The organism is Streptomyces sp. NPDC002888, assembly GCF_042888465.1.
Lineage (GTDB): Bacteria > Actinomycetota > Actinomycetes > Streptomycetales > Streptomycetaceae > Streptomyces.
In genome coordinates this window covers 188353-207368 of the sequence record NZ_JBIAPU010000020.1, presented here as the reverse complement: position 1 = coordinate 207368, position 19016 = coordinate 188353, and the positions used below count along the sequence as shown (strand labels likewise).

8 protein-coding genes are annotated in these 19016 nt (G+C 69.8%); 4 read left to right on the top strand and 4 right to left on the bottom strand.

Going from position 1 to position 19016, the window contains the following annotated elements; translation table 11 throughout:
• The 4 genes from ACFYWX_RS30520 to glgB form a co-directional block, all read left to right on the top strand.
• On the top strand, positions 1-420 hold a 420-nt coding region (locus ACFYWX_RS30520), incomplete at its 5' end, for a DUF3459 domain-containing protein (protein ID WP_389427515.1).
• Complete coding sequence (treS, locus tag ACFYWX_RS30515; protein WP_389427513.1) at positions 417-2117, top strand: maltose alpha-D-glucosyltransferase; 1701 nt, start codon at positions 417-419, stop codon at positions 2115-2117. The genes ACFYWX_RS30520 and treS, both read left to right, overlap by 4 nt.
• Before the next feature lie 87 nt (positions 2118-2204).
• Positions 2205-3593: a maltokinase gene (locus ACFYWX_RS30510; RefSeq protein WP_389427511.1), complete on the top strand. Its 1389-nt coding sequence runs from the start codon at positions 2205-2207 to the stop codon at positions 3591-3593.
• 33 nt (positions 3594-3626) lie between these two features.
• Positions 3627-6305 (top strand): 1,4-alpha-glucan branching enzyme, encoded by a 2679-nt coding sequence (glgB, locus tag ACFYWX_RS30505; protein WP_389427509.1) that lies wholly within the window; start codon positions 3627-3629, stop codon positions 6303-6305.
• Between the two features lie 58 nt (positions 6306-6363).
• On the opposite strand, the gene ACFYWX_RS30500 is transcribed toward glgB, so the two are convergent.
• From ACFYWX_RS30500 to ACFYWX_RS30485, 4 genes are all read right to left on the bottom strand, one after another.
• Positions 6364-6768 carry a hypothetical protein gene (locus tag ACFYWX_RS30500; RefSeq protein ID WP_389427507.1) on the bottom strand — a complete coding sequence of 135 codons (405 nt, stop codon included), beginning with the start codon at positions 6766-6768 and terminating at the stop codon, positions 6364-6366.
• Positions 6769-6874: 106 nt separating this feature from the next.
• On the bottom strand, positions 6875-7126 hold the full coding sequence (locus ACFYWX_RS30495) for a hypothetical protein (RefSeq protein WP_389427505.1): 252 nt from the start codon (positions 7124-7126) through the stop codon (positions 6875-6877).
• 26 nt (positions 7127-7152) lie between these two features.
• Positions 7153-14124, bottom strand: coding sequence for a polymorphic toxin-type HINT domain-containing protein (locus tag ACFYWX_RS30490; protein WP_389427503.1), 6972 nt, complete (start codon positions 14122-14124; stop codon positions 7153-7155).
• Between the two features lie 161 nt (positions 14125-14285).
• Entirely contained in the window at positions 14286-18611 is a 4326-nt protein-coding gene (locus ACFYWX_RS30485; RefSeq protein WP_389427501.1) for a LamG-like jellyroll fold domain-containing protein, read from the bottom strand.
• Between the last annotated feature and the right edge of the window lie 405 nt (positions 18612-19016).

The window sequence follows — 19016 nt, the reverse complement described above, 5'->3', positions numbered from 1 at the left end:
CTGCGCCCCCGCGACTGGGACACCGCCGCCCGCGAGAACCGCACCATCGCCCCCCTCATCACCAGGCTCAACACCATCCGACGCGACCACCCGGCCCTGCGCCAGCTGCGTGATCTCCACTTCCACCCCACGGACAAGGAAGCGGTGATCGCGTATTCGAAACGAAAGGGTTCGAACACGGTTCTGGTGGTCGCCAACCTCGACCCTCACCACACCCAGGAGGCCACGGTCTCGTTGGACATGCCGCAACTCGGCCTGGAATGGCACGAGTCGGTGCCGGTGCGCGACGAGCTCACCGGCGAGACCTATCACTGGGGCAGGGCCAACTACGTGCGTCTCGAACCGGGTGACCGGCCGGCGCACGTCTTCTCGGTTCTGCGACCGTCCACCCCGCAGATCGGAGGGTCACCCACAACATGATCGTCAACGAGCCCGTCCCGGACACCTTCGAGGACACGCCCGCCAAGGACCGGGACCCGGACTGGTTCAAGCGTGCCGTCTTCTACGAGGTCCTCGTCCGCTCCTTCCAGGACAGCAACGGCGACGGAGTCGGCGACCTCAAGGGCATCACCGCCAAGCTGGACTACCTCCAGTGGCTCGGCGTCGACTGCCTCTGGCTGCCGCCCTTCTTCAAGTCGCCGCTGCGTGACGGCGGCTACGACGTCTCCGACTACACGGCCGTCCTGCCCGAGTTCGGCGACCTCGCCGACTTCGTGGAGTTCGTCGACGCCGCCCACCAGCGCGGCATGCGCGTCATCATCGACTTCGTCATGAACCACACCAGCGACCAGCACCCGTGGTTCCAGGAGTCGAGAAGGGACCCCGACGGCCCGTACGGCGACTACTACGTCTGGGCCGACGACGACAAGCAGTTCAAGGACGCGCGGATCATCTTCGTCGACACCGAGGCCTCCAACTGGACCTTCGACCCGGTGCGGGGGCAGTACTTCTGGCACCGGTTCTTCTCCCACCAGCCGGACCTCAACTACGAGAACCCGGCCGTGCAGGAGGAGATGATCTCCGCGCTGCGCTTCTGGCTGGACCTCGGCATCGACGGCTTCCGGCTGGACGCGGTGCCGTACCTGTACCAGCAGGAGGGCACCAACTGCGAGAACCTCCCGGCCACGCACGAGTTCCTCAAGCGGGTGCGCAAGGAGATCGACGCCCACTACCCGGACACGGTGCTGCTGGCGGAGGCCAACCAGTGGCCCGAGGACGTCGTCGACTACTTCGGCGACTACTCCTCCGGCGGCGACGAGTGCCACATGGCGTTCCACTTCCCCGTCATGCCCCGCATCTTCATGGCCGTGCGCCGCGAGTCGCGCTACCCGGTCTCGGAAATCCTCGCCAAGACCCCGGCCATCCCCTCGAGCTGTCAGTGGGGCATCTTCCTGCGCAACCACGACGAGCTCACGCTCGAGATGGTCACCGACGAAGAGCGCGACTACATGTACGCGGAGTACGCCAAGGACCCGCGGATGCGCGCCAACATCGGCATCCGGAGGCGGCTGGCACCTCTTCTGGACAACGACCGCAACCAGATCGAGCTGTTCACCGCCCTGCTGCTCTCCCTGCCCGGCTCGCCGATCCTCTACTACGGCGACGAGATCGGCATGGGCGACAACATCTGGCTCGGCGACCGCGACGCGGTGCGCACGCCGATGCAGTGGACACCGGATCGCAACGCGGGTTTTTCGTCCTGTGACCCCGGCCGGCTGTCCCTGCCCACCATCATGGACCCCGTCTACGGCTTCCAGGTCACCAACGTCGAGGCGTCGATGTCGTCGCCCTCGTCGCTGCTGCACTGGACCCGCCGCATGATCGAGATCCGCAAGCAGAATCCTGCCTTCGGGCTCGGCTCCTACACCGAGTTGCAGTCGTCGAACCCGGCGGTCCTCGCGTTCCTGCGCGAGTACGAGGACGACCTGGTGCTGTGCGTGAACAACTTCTCCCGGTTCGCCCAACCCACGGAGCTGGACCTGAGCAGGTTCAACGGACGCCATCCGGTCGAGCTGTTCGGCGGGGTGCGCTTCCCCGCGATCGGCGAACTGCCGTACCTGCTGACCATGGCGGGCCACGGCTTCTACTGGCTGCGGCTCCGCAGGGACGCCGCGTAGAAGGGCCGGGTGGGGCGGTTTCCGCTGTCCCACCCGGGGCACGCATCAGTAGCACCCCGACCGCCCCCGGGGAAAGGACGTGACGCCATGGCGGACACTGTCACACGTTCCAGCAAGACAACTCCCGGTCTCCTCGCGTCACTGGATCCGCTCTTGCGGGAGTGGCTCCCGCGCCAGCGCTGGTTCGCGGGCAAGGGCCGTCCGGTCACCGGGTTCACGCTGGTGGCGGCCACCGAGCTGCTGCCGACCGGCGCCCGCCTCGGCCTGTACCACCTGCTCGTACGCGCCCATCAGCCACCCACGCTGGGCGCCCCCGCCCAACCCGGTGACTGCTACCAGCTCCTCATAGGCGTGCGCGAGGCGCTGCCGCCCCGGCTGGCGCCTGCGCTGATCGGTCATGTCGAGGACGGACCGCTCGCCGGAGGAACGGTGTACGACGCCCTGTACGACCTGCGGCCCGCCGAGGTGCTCCTGGAGGCACTGCGCACCCAGGCCCGTATCGGCGGCCTGCGTTTCGACCATGCCCCGGACCGGGAGATCCGGGCCGGCCTGGTGCCCCGCATGGTGACCTCCGAACAGTCCAACACGTCGGTCGTATACGGAGATACGTTCATCCTGAAGCTGTTGCGCCGGGTCGTGCCCGGCGTCAATCCCGACCTCGAGCTGCCGCTGGCGCTGGCGCGCGAGGGCTGCCCGCGGGTGCCCGCGCCCACAGCGTGGATGCACGCGGAGCTCGCCGGTGATTCGTACGTCCTGGGCGTGCTCCAGCCGTTCGTGCAGGGTGCGGCGGACGGCTGGGAGCTGGCGCTGCGCGAGCTGGCCAAGGGCGAGGACTTCGCCGGGGAGGCCAGGGCGCTCGGGCGGGCCACCGCCGAGGTGCACACGGCCCTCGCCCGCGCGCTGCCCACGGTCACCCTGGGGCAGGCCCAGCTCCAGCCGCTGGTCGACGGCATGGTGGAACGCCTGGACGCGGCCGCGCAGGCGGTGCCCGCGCTGCGCCCGTACGTGCCGGGGCTGTACTCCGCCTTCGAGGCGCTGGCCGACCTCGCCGGCGAGGGCCACGCCTGGACCGCCCAGCGCATTCACGGCGACCTGCATCTCGGGCAGTGCCTGCGGGCGGCCTCCGGTCAGTGGTCGCTGATCGACTTCGAGGGGGAGCCGGCCCGGCCGCTGGCCGAACGGCGGATGCCGCAGCCGGCGGTGCGGGACGTCGCCGGCATGCTGCGCTCCTTCGACTACGCCGCCCACTCGGCCGACCCGCCGGCGCCCGGCTGGGCCGAGGCGTGCAAGGCGGCGTACTGCTCCGGATACGCCGACGTCAGCGGCGTCGACCCGCGCACCGACCCGGTGCTGCTGCGGGCCTACGAGACCGACAAGGCGGTCTACGAGGTGGTCTACGAGGCCCGTCACCGCCCCGACTGGCTCGCGGTCCCCCTGTCCGCGATACGCCGCCTCGCCTCACCCGACCTGTCCTGACCTGACTTCACCTTCGCCCAGGAGGCACTGTCCGTGACCCCCAGTCCCCCGTCCAGCGGTCCGCACCCGAAGAAGACGGCCGAGAAGACGGCCGAGGAGAAGAGCACCGAGCAGTCGGCGTCTGTACCGAAACAGAAGAAGAGCACCACGAAGAAGACGGCGGCAGCGAAGAAGGCGGCGACAGGCGAGAAGACGGCGGCGGCGAAGAAGACGGTCGCGAAGAAGGCCGCGGCCAAGGAGACGGCCGCGAAGAAGACGGCGCCGGCGAAGAAGGCCGTGACCAAGCAGACCGTGGCCAAGAAGACGGTCGTGAAGAAGGCGGTTGCTAAGAAGGCGGTCGCCGAGAAGGCCGTGACGACGAAGGCCGCAGCAAAGAAGGCCGTGACGACGAAGGCCGCAGCAAAGAAGGCCGTGACGAAGAAGGCCGTCGCCAAGAAAGCACCGGCCAAGAAGGCACCGGCCAAGAAGCTCATCCCCCAGCAGGCGTCGCCGCAGGACGAGCCGGTCCGCGACCGGCCCGTGGCGCTCTCCCCCGCCCTCGACGGCGGCGACCGCGACCGGCTGCTCGACGGCACGCACCACGCCCCCCACTCCGTGCTCGGCGCGCACCCGGTCGCCGGCGGAGTGGTGTTCCGGGCCTTCCGTCCGTACGCGCTGGCCGTCACCGTCGTCGCCGGTGACGTGCGCGCCGAGCTGCACGACGACGGGGACGGCTTCTTCTCGGGCCTGCTCCCCCTGACCGAGGTCCCGCCGTACCGCCTCCTCGTCACCTACGAGGGGACGGTCCAGGACACCGAGGACGCGTACGGCTTCCTGCCCGCGCTGGGCGAGCTGGACCTGCATCTCATCGGCGAGGGCCGGCACGAGGAACTGTGGCGGGCGCTGGGCGCGGAGCCGATGACCCACCAGGGCGTGACCGGCACCCGTTTCACGGTGTGGGCGCCGAACGCCCGGGGCGTGCGGGTGGCCGGCACCTTCAACTACTGGGACGGCACCGGGTTCCCGATGCGCTCGCTGGGCGGCTCCGGCGTCTGGGAGCTGTTCGTGCCGGGCATCGGCGAGGGCGAGCAGTACAAGTTCGAGATCACCCGGCCGGACGGCACGAAGACCCTGCGCGCCGACCCGCTCGCACGCCGCACCCAGAACCCGCCGGAGACGGCGTCGATCGTGCACGCCTCGCACCACGAGTGGGCCGACGAGGAGTGGCTCGCGCACCGTGCAGAACGCCCCGCGCACGAGGGCCCGTTCTCGGTGTACGAGGTGCATCTCGCGTCCTGGCGCCCTGGACTGACGTATCGTCAACTCGCTGAGCAGCTCCCCGCCTACGTCAAGGACCTCGGCTTCACACACGTCGAGCTGATGCCGGTCGCCGAGCACCCCTTCGGCGGCTCCTGGGGCTACCAGGTCACCGGCTTCTACGCGCCGACGGCCCGGCTGGGCACCCCCGACGACTTCAAGTACCTGGTGGACGCGCTGCACCGGGCGGGCATCGGCGTCCTGATGGACTGGGTGCCGGCGCACTTCCCGCGCGACGACTGGGCGCTCGCCGAGTTCGACGGACGTCCCCTGTACGAGCACGAGGACCCGCTGCGCGCCGCGCACCCCGACTGGGGCACCCTGGAGTTCGACTTCGGCCGTCGCGAGGTGCGCAACTTCCTGGTCGCCAACGCGGTGTACTGGTGCGAGGAGTTCCACATCGACGGCCTGCGCGTGGACGCGGTCGCCTCGATGCTGTACCTCGACTACTCGCGCGAGGCGGGCCAGTGGTCGCCGAACGAGCACGGCGGCCGGGAGAACCTGGACGCGGTCGCCTTCCTCCAGGAGATGAACGCCACCGTGTACCGGCGGGCGCCGGGTGTGGTGACCATCGCGGAGGAGTCGACCGCCTGGGACGGTGTCACCCGGGCCACACACCACCAGGGCCCGAGCGGCTTCGGGGGCCTCGGGTTCGGTCTGAAGTGGAACATGGGCTGGATGCACGACTCGCTCCAGTACATGAGCCACGAGCCGGTGCACCGCAAGTACCACCACCACGAGATGACCTTCTCGATGGTGTACGCGTACAGCGAGAACTACGTCCTGCCGATCTCCCACGACGAGGTCGTCCACGGCAAGCGCGCCCTGGTGTCGAAGATGCCCGGCGACTGGTGGCAGCAGCGCGCCGACCACCGGGCGTACCTGGGCTTCATGTGGGCCCACCCCGGCAAGCAACTGCTCTTCATGGGGCAGGAGTTCGCGCAGGGCGCCGAGTGGTCGGAGGCCCACGGCCCCGACTGGTGGCTGCTGGATCCCGCGTACGGCGCGGAGGCCGACCACCGCGGGGTCAGGGACCTCGTCCGCGACCTCAACGCCGTCTACCGTCACACCCCCGCCCTGTGGGAGCGCGACACCGACCCCTCCGGCTTCGGCTGGATCGTCGGTGACGCCGCCGACGACAACGTGTTCGCCTTCCTGCGCCACGACGCCGACGGCACCCCCCTCCTCGCCGTCAGCAACTTCTCCCCCGTGGCCCGCCCCGACTACCGCCTCGGCGTCCCCGACGACGTCCCGGCCTGGCTGGAGGTCCTCAACACCGACGCCGCCCGCTACGGCGGCGGCGACGTCACCAACCCCGACGCGATCAAGCCGGAGGCGGCCGGATGGCACGGCCGCCCGGCGAGCATCCGCCTGACCCTGCCCCCACTGGCAACGCTCTGGCTGCGCCCGGCCTGAGCCGGGACGACGAGGCGTCCGGGTCCGCCCCCGCGAGGGAGAACCCGGACGCCTGCCGTCACGGCAGGTGGAACCCGGACGTCTCGTCCCACAGGATTCCGTTCCACTCCGGCAGGGCGTAGGCCTGGATGAGGTCGTTCACCACAGGGTCGGTGACTTTGCTGAGGGTGGTGTTCAGCATCAGGTCCACGCCCGTGACGTCGATCTCGCTCGACGTGGCGGTGGCGAGCTCGACGTAGAGCTGAGGGATCTCGCCGCCCACGCTCACCTGCACGTACTGTTCCAGCTCCTGCTCGCCCGGACGGCGGATCCGGACGTCGGTGGCCGCCCAGCCGTCCCCCGGCGTGATCTCGCCGCGGGAGACGTCCGTGTCCTCCGCCTCGATGAAATCCAGCAGCTGCTCCAGTGCGGCCAGGGCGGACCGGCCGCCGGACCGGCCCAGAACGCCGTACTCGAACGCCACGGTGACTCCTCGGAAATGCTGCTGCAGCACCGGCCAGGGTCCTCCTCACCTTGTCCGCGAAGATGTCGTGCCGGATCACTGTCCCTGCTCGGCCTCCTCGTCGTCGTCACTCGTCGTCCTCGTCGTCCTCGTCGTCCTCGTCCAGGAGGTCGAAGTGTTCGGGGAATTCGCGAAGCAGCTCGCGCCTTTCCGGGATCTCCTCCTCATCGGCCAACTCGCGCACGATGCGCAGGAATTCTTCGCGGATATCCTCCGGCATGGTGCGAAGAGTGACGGCCACGTCACCGAAGGCCGCGGTGGCGAAATCGGAATCCACCGTGTCCTCGTCGGTCAGATCGATGGAGACGGTCAGATCCACCAGGGCTTTGACGATTGCGCGATAACTCATGGCGTCACGATCCTCACGTCGATGTTGTCGACACCCAGCCGGGAGAACATACGGACCGCCTTATTGTAGGAGCGCTGGTTCGTCACTTCCCACAAGCCGCGGAAACCGTTCTGTTCAAGTGCGAGAGACTGGTTCTGCACGGCGTTCTGCACCTTGGTCGTGGTGACCACGCTGCCGTACTTGCGGTCGATCAGGACTCCGTTGTCCTCGTCGAACCCGTCGAACTTGACCTGCTTGGTGTCGCCGTCGAGGGTGATGAAGTCGAGGGCGGGAACCTCGCGCTTCTGAGTGGAGACCCGCGACCGGGCGCCGTAGGCACCGTCCTCGAAGTCCTGTGCCGCCCCCATGCGCCTGCCCTCGGTGACCCAGTCGACCACGCCGTCGCAGTTGTGCACCAGGACGGGGGCCTCGCCGGCCAGCACGTAGTAGCTGTGGAGGTCCTCCACCGTGAGGTTGTACATCCGCGCGGTGTCGAGGCGCTCCGCGGTGCGCTCCACCCGCAGGTGCCGACCGGTGTCGGTCACGAGGACGCTGCCTCGCCGGAGTTCGCCGGCGCGCTGCCACGCGTGGGCCGAGTCGTTCCAGAAGGGATGGTTGGCCGTGGTGTGGACGACCGAGGTACGGCCCTTTCCTTCGCGGACCAGCAGATCCACGAGGTCGGTGTCGGAATGGTCGATCCTGGCCGTCACCCGGCGCTTGCCGACATGTCTGCCGTTCCTGGGATCGGCCGCCTCGACCTCGTCGCCGGGGCGTACGTCCGCGATGCGTTTCTTCTTCCCGTCCGCCATCAGGACTTCGGTCGTCGGCGTGAAGCTGCAGAATCGCTTGACGTCCCTGGCGACGGTTCTGATGAATCGCGCGGATCCCACCTCGACCGCTCCCGCGTCAAAGGTGGAGATGGCCTCCCCGAGCACGTCGCACTCGTCCTGGTTTCCTCGGACACAGCGCACCCACGGCACCAGGACGGTCATGTCGCCCAGTGCGGAGAGCAGTTCCTTTCCGAGTTGCTTGTCGGCGTCGATCTCCGCCTGTGTGTAGCAGGCGTCGAACTTCGGGTTCGGGTCCACGGGGTTGCCGAAGCACTGGTTGGGATTGAAGAAGTAGTTGTAGATCTTCTTGATCTTCTTCTTCTGGTCCTTGCTGACGCCGGAGCTGGCGCTCGTGTGGTGACCGCCGCCACCGCCGCCACCGCCGCTGCCGCCGCGGTCGATGGGCCGGTCGCCGCAGTAGGGGTCGTCGTAGCTGGGGCACCACGCGCCGTCACCGCGGGGGTTGCCGTGGACGTCGCAGTTGTCGGAGCGGCCGTTGCGGCAGTAGTAGAGCCCGCTCGGGTCGCTGAACGTGACCGGGCTGCTGTTGGCGTAGGCGTAGGCGTTGAGCTGCTGGGGATCCGTCGGGTCCAGTACGGGGTCGACGGACAGGAAGTGGCCGGTGGTCGGGTCGTAGTCGCGCGCGCCCAGGTGGACCAGGCCCGTGGTGGCGTCCTGGGTGCCGCCGACGTAGCCCTTGTCGCCCGGCCAACTGGTGGGTGACGTGCCCCTCGCCGTGCCGAACGGCGTGGAGCGGCGCTGCTGGAGCGTGGCGTTCGCCGCGTCGACGGCGAGCTGGGAGGTGCCGTTCTGGTCGCCGATCAGGAAGGAGAGCTTGTTGTCGCTGGTGCGTACGGCCTGGTTGCCGCCGCCGAGGTCGTAGTAGCGGGTGGCCTTGGCCGCGGAAGCGTTCTTGACCAGCGTGAGCTCGGTGTCGCCGAGGTACAGCGTGGTGTCGGCGTCGGTGCGGGTGATCAGGCGGTTGCCGTCGGCGTCGTAGACGTAGGACGTGGTGGCGGTGCCGCCGCTGCCGTCGGGCTTGGTGACCTGGGTGAGGTGCCCCTCGGCGTCCCAGGTGAGGGTCTGCTGGTCGCCGCCGACGGTGCGGGTGTGGGTGTTGCCCGCGTTGTCGTAGGTGTAGGTGTCCTGGGAGACGCCGTTGGGTCCGGTGGTGTCGACCTGGGTCAGCGCGTGCGGACGCGTGCCGCCCGCGGCCGGGTAGCCGTAGGTGCGCTTGACGTCCTTGGTGGTGTCACCGGTGGTGTCGTGCTGGGTCTCGGTGCGGCGGTTGCCGCTGAGGTCGTAGGTGTACGACTGCCAGTACGGGGCGGGTCCACCCAGCACCGAGGCCGACGGGCCGGTCGCGCAGGTGGTGGTGTTCTGCGCCCAGGCCTCGGCCAGCCGGCCCAGGTAGTCGTAGGTGTAGCACTGGTTGTCGGTGCCGTCCCGGGAGACGTCCGAGACGGCGGTGATGCTGCCGGCCTCGTCGTAGGAGTAGGTGGCCGACTTGTCGGTGCCGGAGACGCCGTCGCGGTTGACGCTGGAGTTGTGCAGCCGCTGCGTGCCCCACTCGTAGGTGTTGGTGACGTCCGTCTTGTTCCCGCCGGTCGCCTGGTACGTGAACTGGAGCGGCTTGCCGGTGTAGCTGTAGGCGGTGTTGGTGAGGTAGGTGGCGCCGCTGCTCGCGCCGATGGTCTTCACCCGCAGCGCGTCGTCGTACGCCGGGGTGATCGTCTCGGCGGCGAGGCCGCCCCCGGCCGGGTAGCTCGTCGACTGGACCGTGCCGTCCACGTTGTACTGGATGTTCGTCTGGTAGGAGCCCGCCAGCACCCCTTCGGAGGAGGGGATGGTGACGGTGGTGCGGTGCGCACGGTAGAGGGTGTCGTAGAGGCTGAAGGTGGTGGTGTAGGCGCTGCCGCTCGCGCCGCCGACGTAGCGGGTGGTGGAGGCCAACTGGCCCTTGAAGCCGCTCGGGTCCCAGACGTGCTTGGTCATCAGCGGTCCTGAGACGTCGCCGTCGTGGGTCTCGGTCTCCCTGCCGAGGCCGTCGTAGACGTGGGTGATCTTCTTCTGGTTGGCGTCGAGGGTGTAGGTCAGCTGCCCGAGGTCGTCGTACTTCGAGGTGGTGGTGCCCTTGTCCGGGTCGGTCGCCTGGGTCTCGTTGCCGCGCTGGTCGTACTGGTACGTCCAGACGTTGCCGGCCGGGTCGGTGAGCCTGGTGAGCTTGCCCGCCGGGTTGTAGGCGTAGAGCGTCTTGTCGGGCGTGCCGGTGGGGGTGGCGCCGTGGTACTGCCACAGCTCGGTGGTGTTGCCGCGGGCGTCCGTCACCTTGGTGGTGGGGGTCGCTCCCTGGGGCGGGGTGACGGTGGTGCGGTCGCCGCCGTAGGCGGTGGTCGTCGTGGCCAGCACCGTGCCGTGGTCGCCGTTGCCCGCGACCTGCTGCGACTGCGTGATCCGGCCCATGCCGTCGTACGTGTTCCAGGTCTGCGTCTCCACGGACAGCGCGTTGTCCGGGACCAGCAGGTCGGACGACGGGGCGCTGGTGTTGTAGTACGGGGCGAAGGCCTTGGTGGTCAGGCCGCGCTCGTCGTAGAAGGTGTCGCTGACCAGTCGGCCGCCGTCCGGGCCGGGGGCCTGGGTCTGGCGCCGGCGCAGGAAGCCGTCGTAGAGCGTGTACGAGGTCCTGCGGCCGGTGCCGTACAGGGTGGTGGTGCCGATCGCGGGGGGCTTGCCGTCGGTGAGGGTGTAGGAGAACTCGTAGTTCGGGGTGTCACCGTTGGCCTTGGAGCGATTGGGCAGCCACACCTTCAACGAGCGGCCCAGCGCGTCGTAGGTGGTGTCGGTGCGCTTGCTGTTGGGGTCCACGACGGCGACCGGCGCGCCACGGAGGGCGTCGTAGGTCGTGGTGGTGGTCTGGGCCGTGGTGGAGTCGCTCGCGGTGGCCGGTGGAGTGGTGACCGTGGAGCTGGTGGGGAAGCCGGTCGTGGGCGTGTAGGCCGTGGTGGTGGTGTGGCCGTCGGTACGGGCCGTACGCACCGGTGCGGTGGTCTCGGTCGCCTTGACGGTGGCGGTGATGTCGGTGGCGGTGAGCTGGCGGCCGTAGGTGTCGAGGGTCGCGCCCGCCTCCAGGTAGGTGGCGGTCGTCCCGTCGTCGCTCTGCAGGGACGCGGTCCGGGTGGCGTCACCCTTGGTGGGGGCGACGCCGTAGTCCTGGCCGTCGTAGGCGGAGCGGACGTCGGAGACGACGTCCTTGGAGCGGTCGGGGGTGTCGGCGCACTTGACCGCGACGGTCTCCGAACGGGACGGCTTGGTGAGGATCCAGGCGCTGGTGTTGTCGACGTAGGTGGTGCGGGTGCACTGGTTGTCGGCCGAGGTGGTCTCGTCGCCGAAGTCGTCGCTCTGGACGACGCGTCCGGCGGTGTTCTCGAAGGTGTTGGTCTTGTACGTGGTGCGCCAGCTCGCGCCCGCCCCGTCGTCGAGGGAGGTCCAGGTGCGGGTGGAGGCGGTGCCGGTCAGGTCGGCGGTGGTGGTGCCCCAGGTGCGCACGCGGGAGGCCGTCTGGTGGTGCCAGGGCGTGCTGACGGACTTCTCCAGGACGTTTCCGCCCGGTCCGCTGTAGTTCTCCGTCTTGTACTCGAAGCCCGAGACGGAGTCGTCGTCGGTGATGGTGCCGCCGTTGTCGTCGGAGACGGACACCGACTTGGTGCCGCCGGACGGGCCGGCGCGGTCGCCGTCCATGCCGCGCAGGAAGTAGTGGTCGGTCTGCGACTTCATGCCGACCGGGTCCTGGCCGCCGGTCTGCACCCGGACGTGGGCGTAGCCACGCCAGGTGGACCAGGTCTTGTACTTCTCCTTGGTCAGCCCGTCATCGTCGTCGTAGTGCCAGGCCGCCCCGTCGAGGTAGCTGTAGCGGGTGACCATCTCCGGGGAGGACTGGGTACGGTCGATCTGGGTGACGGAGTCGACGACGTACTTGTTGAACCACTGCAGGCTGGGGTCCGCGTCGCCTTCCTTGGTGAAGTACACCGGGAAGCAGCGGGTCGTGTTCGTCTGCGGGGTCGGCAGGTTCGAGGCGTCGCAGGGGGCGGTGGAGTACTCCACGGCCAGTTCTCCGCCGGACTCGTCGGAGACGCCGGAGAGGCGTTCCTTGATGAAGGGCGAGGTGTCGTCGCCGCTGACGTCGAGGCGGTTGGCGCGCTGGTCGTAGTCGAAGGTGACCTTCGGCAGCGGGATCTCGGGGCTCGCCGACTTGCCGGTGTGCTGGAGGGAGTCGAGCAGCAGCTGGTAGTCGATGTCCGAGGTGCCCCAACGGTGGGCCAGCGTCCAGTTGTCGACGGCAGCGTACGTGCCGCCGGACTGGAGGGTCTCGGTGGTGACTCCGGTCAGGCGTTTGCGGGTCCAGAAGCTCGGTGAGTACGACTTGGTGCAGTCCTCGCCGGACTTGCAGTTGAGGTCCCACGGGGTGTCGTACCAGTAGAACGACTTGTCGTCGATCGTGGCGGGGTCGCAGGTGACGCCGGTCTCCGGCAGGCAGCGTTCGGCGGAGGTGAAGCGGACCCGCGCCAGGGCCTTGGCGGAGTAGTTGGAGGAGCTGCGCAGCCCGTACTCGATACGGTCGAGGTAGCCGCCCCGGTCGTAGACCGTCTCGTCGGCCGGCTTCAGGTCGCGGGCGTAGTAGTTGGTCTCCTTGTTGTAGTAGTACGCGATGGTGTTGCCGTGGGTGTCGACCGCGTAGTCGAGGTTCCACCGCCAGGCCTGCTGGCACCACGAGTCGGCGAACGCGGCGGCGTGGCACGGTTCGCCGCTGTCGTCGCCGAACACCGGCACGGTCCACGTCGAGTTGGTCTCCGGGTCGCCGGAGGCCCAGCCCGTGAGCCGGTTGTAGCCGAAGTAGTAGCGGGTGCCGTCGGTGGTGGTGACCCGCCAGTACTCGTCGTTGTGGGCGCCGTTGGCCCGGACGTTGGTGCCGGAGCCGTAGAGGCGGTCGACCTTGGTGCCGTCGTCGCCCTTGATGCGGAAGCTGTCGGTGCCGGTCGCGATCAGCTCGCCGGAGTGCCCGTTGAACGACAGGCTCGCGTTGTCGTAGGCCCAGCACACGTCACCGGGCTTGCTGCCGTCGGCGTTCTGCACCCCGTCGTCGGCGCAGCTCTTGTAGCTGCGCTCGATGGAGCCGGGCCACAGGCTGAAGCCGTCGCCCGCCCAGGAGGCCTGGTTGTTGGTGTTCGCGGTACGGCCGTCGATGCCGCCCGAGGAGTACGCGAGGGACACCTTCGGGGCGAACGCGCCGGGGACGCCGGGCACCGGCATGTCGTAGGACCAGGAGAAGTCGCCGGTGTTGAGGTTGGTCTGCCAGGCGGAGGAGGCGGAGAGCTGGCTCGCCGTGTAGTCGCCGTGGTCGCTGGAGGAGCCGGTGGTGGCCGCCATCAGCATGGGCGTGGCGGTGCCCTCGGTCGCCGTGCTCCGGGGCTCGGCGCTCTGGGCGGACATGGTCACCGCGGAGGCGGTGAGGGTCCGGGTGGCGGTGTCGTTGTCCGAGGCGAGGGGTGTCGCCGTGGCGCACATCGGGTCCGTGGGGCGGGTCGCGGCGCAGGCGGGCAGCCGGACGAGCTTGAGCCGGGCGCCGTAGGAACCGCCGTAGGCCTGCGCGAACTTCGCGTAGTCGATGCGGACGCCGACCGTGCTCCCCTTGGCTCCGGGCTGCGGCGCGAGGGAGAACAGCAGGCCGTCGACGCCGGCGCGGCGCGCGGTCTTCTGGTCGAGGACGCGGACGGTGGCCGGGCCGGACAGGGGGGTGTGCTTGCCCGCCTTGGCCTTCGAGGTGCCGCCGGTCTTCGGGGTGATCAGGGACACCGGCAGGCCGCCCGCGTGCACGGTGGCCGCCCTGGGCCCGGGCTTGAGGGTGACCGTGGCCGAGCCCGCCTCGGCCCAGGCGTGGCGGGGGGCGGCCTTCGGCACCCGTGGCTCGCCGTCGCTCGTCCGGCGGCGCGGGGTCAGGCCGTGTCCGGCCAGGGGCTTCTCGGCCGCGGGCACGTGGGGCCGGTCGCCGGCCTCGGCCAGGGGTGCGGCCGTGACCTGGAGGATCGAGCCCACCAGGACGGCCGGGACGAGGAGGGCGACGCGGCGCCACAGGCCGCCCGTGCCCCACATCCGTGCTCTCATCACGATCGCTCCGCCCTCATTCCTCGTGTCCTGGAGGTTGTTCGTGTGCGCGCGAGCCGTGCGTCGTCGCAGGGCCGAGCGGCGTGACTGTCGGGGAGTGGGCCGCCGAAGCGGCCCACCCGTGACGGGTGTGCGGTGGGGGGCGTGGGGACGAGCCCCGGTCAGGGGCCTGCCGTGGTGTCCAGGTCGGCGCCGCCCGCGAGGGAGGCGATCTGGCTGTCGCTCGCCGCGCCCTGGAGGACCCAGACGTCGTCGATGGCGCCGCTCCAGTACTCGCCCCAGGTGCTCGCGCCCGTCTTGAGCCGGCCGAGTTGGAGGCCCTTGGCCGCCGCGAAGGGCAGGACCGAGGTGTTCCAGGAGACCTGCTCGGCGCAGTTCGGGTCGTCGGGCACGCCGTCGTCGTCGCTGTCCAGGCAGGGCCTGACCTGTGGCTGGCCGTCGACGTAGAGGGTCATCCGGCCGATGAAGGCGTCGTAGACGACGGCGATGTGGTTCCAGGAGGTGTTGTTCTGGAAGTTGGTGTGCTCGGCGGTGGCCGTGGTCGCGGTGGAGCTGTCGGCGTTGGCCATGACCAGTTGCCAGCGGCCGGCGTTCGCCGGGTCGGTGGTGTCCGGCACGTAGCGCACCGCGAAGCCGTTGGTGGTGGTGCCGGCCATGCTCAGCACGGTGACCGCCTTGGTCGGACGGCTGGGCGCGGTCACCCAGGCGGACACCGTGAAGCTCTTGCTGGTGTCGACGGGCGAGACGCTGGTGGAGGCGTAGCCGGTGCTGGTGCCGTTGAGGGTCAGGTCACCGCCGCCGACCATGTTGCTGAAGCTGGTGGTGTCGACGGCGGCTCCGCCGCCCAGGGTCAGCGGGTGCGCGGTGTGGTCGTCGCGCACCAGGTCGTCCGGGGAGGTGGCCGGGCTGCCCGAGGCGCTGTCCAGCTTCCAGCGGCCCTCGACCGTGGCCTGGCTGTCGAACATCGCGGCGATCTCCGGGGCGGACAGGGCCCGGTCGTACAACTGCACGTCCGAGATCTGGCCGGTGAAGAAGCTGCCGGGGCTGCCGCTGAACCGGCTGGCCCCGATCATCACCGGGCCGCCCGCGTAGAAGGGGGCGCTGACCGTGCTGGTCGCCACCCACTTGCCCTGCACGTACAGCCGTAGGTCGTCGCTGACGGCGTCGTAGGAGCCGACGACGTACGTCCACTCGCCGCCCGGGGCCAGGGAGGCGGCGCCCTGGGTGGCGCGGATGGGGGTGCCGCTGGTGGTGTCCTGCGTGAACTGGTCGAACGTCCAGCCGTAGGTGGCCGAGTAGTACAGCTCGAAGCCCGGCATCACGCTGCCCTCCTGGCCGGCGATGACACCGGCGTGGGTGGGCTTGGTGGTGGGCAGCTTCGCCCAGGCCCCCACGGAGAAGCTGCGCTGGTTGTTGAGGTGCGGACCGGAGGTGGTGGCGTAGTCGTCCACGCCGTCCAGAGTCAGCGCGGTGCCCTCGCGGCCCGCCCTGCCCAGGTTCGCCCCGTTCTGGAGCACCTGGGGGTTGACGTCGGCGCGGCCGGTGACCTGCGTGGTCGGGGCACCGTCGGCGTCGGTGGCCGGCTCGTCCAGCGGGAAGACCGCGCGGGCCGGGCGGCCGCTGCCGATGGCGCCGCTGGTGTAGAGGCCGCTGACCTCGTTCGCCGACAGGGGCTTCTCGAAGATGCGGACGTCGTCGATCGTGCCGGGGAAGAAGGAGCCGGGTGCCCCGTTGTAGGAGCCGGCGCCGATCTGCAGACCGCGCCGGGCGTCCCACGGGGTGGAGTACGTCGTGGTCCCGGCCAGCGCTCCGTTGACGTAGAGGGACAGCACGTTGTTCGAGGTGCTGTAGGTGCCCACGAGGTGCACCCACTGGCCCGCGGTGACGCCGCCGGCGGCCGACTGCATGGCGCGCACCGGAGTGGCCGAGGCGGTGTCGGCGCTGTACTGGTTGAACGCCCAGCGGTCGTAGGTCTTGGAGTAGTACAGCTCGAAGCCGGGGGCGTTGTTGCCGGGCTGCGCGGCGATCACGGCCGCCGTGTCGGGCATCCGGTCGAGCTTGACCCAGGCCGCGACGGAGAAGCTGAACGAGGTGTCCACGGTCGGGATGTCCGACACCAGGTAGTCGTCGACGCCGTCGAAGGAGGCCGCGGTGCCCTTCTTGCCCGTCACGCCCAGGGTCGGACTGCCCTTGAGGTCCACGGTGCGCGGTTCGGCGCTGCCCTCGGCCTGGGTGGCGCCGGACGCCTCGTCCAGCTTCCACTCGGCGCGGGTCGGCTGCCCCTGCTTCACCCGGAAGCCGTAGGTGGTGGGCTCGCTGACCCGGCCTGCCGAGTCGACGGCCTGCACGTTGAGGAAGTTGGTGCCCGAGCGGGTCGGACGGAAGCTCACCGTGCGGGCCGCGCCGCCGGTGGTGGTGACCTCGTTGGCCGAGGAGGCGTCCTCGTTGACGCCGTACCAGTACTTCACGACGTCCGGGTCGGGCGAGTCGACGGTGAAGGTGCCGTAGCGGCCCACTCCGTCGTAGACGGGGTCGTCGGGGTCGCTGTCGTCCTTGGCCGGGTAGTCGCCGGAGGTGACGGTGGGCCCGACGGGCACGGTGGTGTCCCACATGAAGTAGCAGCCCGTCGCCGAACCGGACCCCGACCAGGGCGAGTAGCTGTAGTAGGTGCCCTCGTCGTAGTCGACGGCCCGGGCGTACCAGGCGATGGTCTTGTTCTGCGGGATCTTCTTGCCGTTGGAGAGGGTCTCGGTCAGCGTGATGCTGAAGTCCTTGCCGGAGGCGCGGGGCGTCAGTTTGGCCGAGGTCCACTGGGCCTGGAAGCCGCTGCCGGAGTCCCACCACACCTGGTACTGCACGCTGACCTGGTCGCCGTCGGGGTCGGTGACGTTGTTGGCCATGAGCTTGGGCAGGGAACGGATCGAGACCTTGCTCTCGGGCTTGTGGCAGGTGCTGCCCGGGTCCATCGTCAGCTGGCTCATGGTGAGCTGCTTGGGCGGCTGGTTGTACTTCACCCGCAGGTAGGCGTCGTCGGAGAACCGCTTCCAGCCGTACGCGTCACCCTCGTCGGCCGCCTTCAGTCCGAAGGAGGTGTACGCCGAGTCGTGCGAGGCCGCGTACTTCACGCCGGCGGTGGCGTCGAACTCCACGTCTCCGCTGGGGCACGAGGCGCTGGCGCCCTTGGCGACGTCCCGGGAGTCGAGGTGGTCGAGCCAGTTGTCGTCGGAGCTGTCCCAGGTGGTGCCCGAATCGAAGGACTTCGTGCGCCACAGCTGGACCGTGCGGGTGTCGCAGGAGCCGGACCATGTCTCGTGCCCCACGAACGTCGCGCTCAGGATCGACTTCCCCGAGAATTTCGAGGTCGGGAACTTGAAGAAGAGCCGCTTGATGTCGTGCGGGGCGCAGTAGTCCCAGCCGCAGTAGCCGACGCCGGCGTCCGAGTCGCCGTTGAACCGCCACTGCGGGGAGGACGACCAGTAGTGCGAGACCATGGTCCACTCCCCCGCCTTCGGGGTGGAGGTCTGCGGGTCGATGTAGACCGGGAACGTGGTGTCGGTGCCCGTCAACAGCCCGTGGTTCGGGGTGAGTCGCAGCTCGCCGCCGCCCGCGGCGACGTCGACGCCGAGGGGGGCGACCCTCGCGGCGTCACCGGGGCCCTTCGGGCCGCTCCGCTCGGGAGCGGGAGCGGTCGGGGAGGCAGTGGCGGTGGACGGCGTGCTGTCGGTCTGTGCCGCCGCCGTCCGGCTCTTCGCGCCCGCGGCCGCCGTGGCCTGCCGGGTGCCGGAGTCCCACATCAGGGGTGTGGGCGCCTGGAAGACCACACCGCCCGCGGTCTCGTCGACCGCCTCCAGTCCGCCGGAAGACGTGGCGCGCAGGTCGAGACCCGGGGAGTCGACGCCCAGCTTCAGCTCGGCGAGCGCCGGGTTCTTCGCCGCCTGCGAGGTGTTGACCACGAGCACCTCGGAGAAGCCGTCCGTGGTGGCCCGCATCTTCAGGTCCACGCCCGGCAGCACATCGGCGTAGGTGGCCGTGTCCCCGTCGAGCGCCGGGACCGGCAGCGGGGTCGGCCAGGAGTACGCCAGCTTCCGGCCGGTCCGCTCCAGGGTGACCAGTGGGGTCTTTCCGCCGCCGGAGAAGGTCATCCCGACGGCGGCCGCGTGCGGGGCCACCGAACCGTCTGGCTGCTTGGCCAGCGTGTTGTCGATCGCCTTCCACTGCCCGTCGACGCGGGTGCGGACGGGCTTGAGGTGCTGCACGGCCTCCACCTGGCCGTCGGGGGTGGCGTACACCTCGCTCGACTCGGTGCGCAGCGAGGTGACCTCGACATCGGCGCCGCCCGCGGTGGCCGCGTGCTCGGCGGCGGACAGCGTCGTCGCGGTCTTCGGTGCCTGTGGCCCCGCGACGGGGGCCGAGCGGGGCGCGGCGTGCGCGGGGACCGCGGTGCCCAACGCGGGCACCGCTCCCGCCACGACCGCTGCCGTGATCACTCCGATCAGCGTTCTTCCGGCGTGCCGCCGTCTTCCGGACACACTCATCCCCGCCGCCCCCTCCGACCTCACAGAGTCCCCACCCGGGGGTCATAAGAAGTTCAAAAGCGGACGGACCTTAACTGGCCCTTACTTGCGCACGTCAAGAGAGTGCGCCTGCCTCTCCTGGCCGACCCTTTAGGTAAAGCGGGCTCCTGCGGCCGTGGGTACCACGTGCCCGTCCGGGGAGATCTGATCCCCGCTCGCCCCATTTGCCCCGGGGGACGGATCAGGACATCCGCGACCGGCGGGCCGACGGCGTACGGCCGTCGGCCTTCGTACCGCGACCGCGTGAACACCGCGGCCCATTACCGTAATTTGGGGGTCTTTGCACCAACATCGAGCCGGTCTCACCCTGCCTGAAGG